The organism is Clavibacter lycopersici (genome assembly GCF_003576405.1).
GTDB lineage: Bacteria > Actinomycetota > Actinomycetes > Actinomycetales > Microbacteriaceae > Clavibacter > Clavibacter lycopersici.
Genome location: NZ_QWGT01000348.1, coordinates 1 through 2118, shown reverse-complemented (window position 1 = coordinate 2118; position 2118 = coordinate 1). Strand labels below are relative to the sequence as shown.

Below are 2118 nucleotides of genomic sequence, written 5' to 3'. Positions count from 1 at the left end.
CCGAGTCCGCCGACCGCGCGCTCGACGCCGCGTGCGCGCTCCCGGCCGCCCGCGCGGCGGGATCCGTGCCCGACGACGCGCCCGTGTTCCGGTACACCGGCGACGACCCGTCGGATGCCGTCACGTGCTTCCCCGACGACACCGGCGACGCCTTCGCCCTGCTCCAGGTGCCCGCGGCCCTCGCGCCCGGCGGCACCGTGACCGTGCTCGCCGCGGATCCGATCCTCACGAACGACCGCATCGCCGAGCAGGGATCGGCCGCGCTCGCGCTGGGCGTGCTCGGCGAGCGGCCGCGGCTCGTCTGGTACACGCCGTCGCCCGACGACGCCGCGGGAGACGCGCCGCCGACGCTCGGCGAGCTGACGCCCGGGTGGGTGACGCCGGCGATCGTGCTGCTGGGCGCCGCCGCTCTCGCCGCCGCGGTGTGGCGCGGCCGCCGCTTCGGCCCGCTCGTGGTGGAGCGCCTGCCCGTCGTGGTGCGCGCCGACGAGACCGCGGAGGGCCGCGCCCGCCTCTACCAGCGGGCGGACGCGCGCGGGCACGCCCTCGACGCGCTGCGCGTGGGAACGGTCGACCGGATCGCCACGACGCTCGCCCTCGGACGCCTCGCCTCCGTCGACGACGTCGTGGCCGCGTCCGCCGCCGCCCTCCGCGAGGACCCCCCGCGGATCCGCGCCCTCCTCCTCGACGACCGCCCCCGCACCGACCGCGAGCTCGTCGACCTCGCCGGGCGCCTCGCCGCGCTCGAGCGCCGGGTCGCCCGCGCCGCCGACCCCTCAGACACGACCGACCCCACCAGGAGAATGGATCCATGACCGACGACCTCCGCACCAGCCTGCTCGCCGTCCGGACCGAGGTCGGGAAGGCCGTCGTGGGCCAGGACGGCGCCGTGACCGGCATGATCATCGCCCTCCTCGCCCGCGGCCACGTGCTCCTCGAGGGCGTGCCCGGCGTCGCGAAGACGCTGCTCGTCCGCTCGCTCAGCCACGCGCTCCGCCTCGACACGGCCCGCGTGCAGTTCACGCCCGACCTCATGCCGGGCGACATCACGGGATCCCTCGTCTACGACTCCCGCGAGGGCGCGTTCTCGTTCCGCCGCGGGCCGGTGTTCACGAGCATCCTGCTGGCGGACGAGATCAACCGGACGCCGCCGAAGACCCAGTCGGCGCTGCTCGAGGCGATGGAGGAGCGGCAGGTCACGGTCGACGGCGGGAGCCACGCGCTGCCCGACCCGTTCCTCGTCGCCGCCACGCAGAACCCCGTCGAGTACGAGGGCACGTACACGCTGCCCGAGGCGCAGCTCGACCGGTTCCTGCTGAAGCTCGTGCTCGACCTCCCCGAGCGCGACGCCGAGGTCGAGGTGCTGCGCCGGCACTCGACGGGCTTCGACCCGCGCGACCTCGCGGCGGCGGGCGTCCGACCCGTCCTCGACGCGGACGGGCTGCATCGCGCCCAGGCGGCCGTCCGTGAGGTGCGCGTCGGCGCCGACGTGCTCGCGTACATGGTGGACCTGGCGCGGGCGACCCGCCGCTCGCCGTCGGTGCAGCTCGGGGTGTCGCCCCGCGGATCCACGAGCCTGCTGGCCGCGAGCCGCGCGTGGGCGTGGCTCAGCGGCTTCGACGCCGTGACGCCCGACCACGTGCAGGAGATGGTGCTGCCGGTGCTCCGCCACCGCATCGCCCTGCGGCCCGAGGCCGAGCTCGAGGGCGTCTCGGTGGACGCCGTGCTCCGCGGCGTCATGGCGCAGGTGCAGGTGCCGATCTAGTGGCGCGCCGCTAGATGGCACTCACCGGCCGCACGGTCGCGCTCCTCCTCCTGGGGATCGCGCCGCTCGTCGCGCTCGGCGACGGGCCGGACGCCGCCTACGCACTGCTCGCGGGCTGGATCCTGCTGGTCGCCCTGCTCGTGGCGCTCGACCTGGCCCTCGCCGCGAGCCCGCGGGCGGTGGCGCTCGAGCGGGTGCTGCCCGCGCGGATCCGCCTCGACGAGACCGGCGAGAGCGTGCTGCTCGTGACGAACCGCGGGTCGCGCACGCTGCGGGCCGTGGTGCGCGACGCGTGGCAGCCGTCCGCGGGCGCGTCGTCCACGCGGGACCGGGTGCGGATCCCCGCCGGCGAG

At 76.6% G+C, this 2118-nt stretch carries 2 protein-coding genes and 1 pseudogene; all 3 read left to right on the top strand.

The annotated features are described in order from the left end of the window. The coding region (locus tag DZG00_RS14925; RefSeq protein ID WP_375342509.1) for a DUF4350 domain-containing protein at positions 1–815 on the top strand (815 nt) is incomplete at its 5' end. After that, a complete protein-coding gene (locus tag DZG00_RS14920; RefSeq protein WP_119455790.1) occupies positions 812–1765 on the top strand; it encodes an AAA family ATPase in 954 nt (317 codons plus the stop codon). The genes DZG00_RS14925 and DZG00_RS14920, both read left to right, overlap by 4 nt. Before the next feature lie 14 nt (positions 1766–1779). Next, a pseudogene (locus DZG00_RS14915) lies at positions 1780–2118 on the top strand (DUF58 domain-containing protein); the annotation flags it as partial.

Coding starts and splice junctions, on each gene's coding strand:
- DZG00_RS14920 (WP_119455790.1), top strand. CDS start 812: ATGACCGACGACCTCCGCACCAGCCTGCTCGCCGTCCGGACCGAGGTC.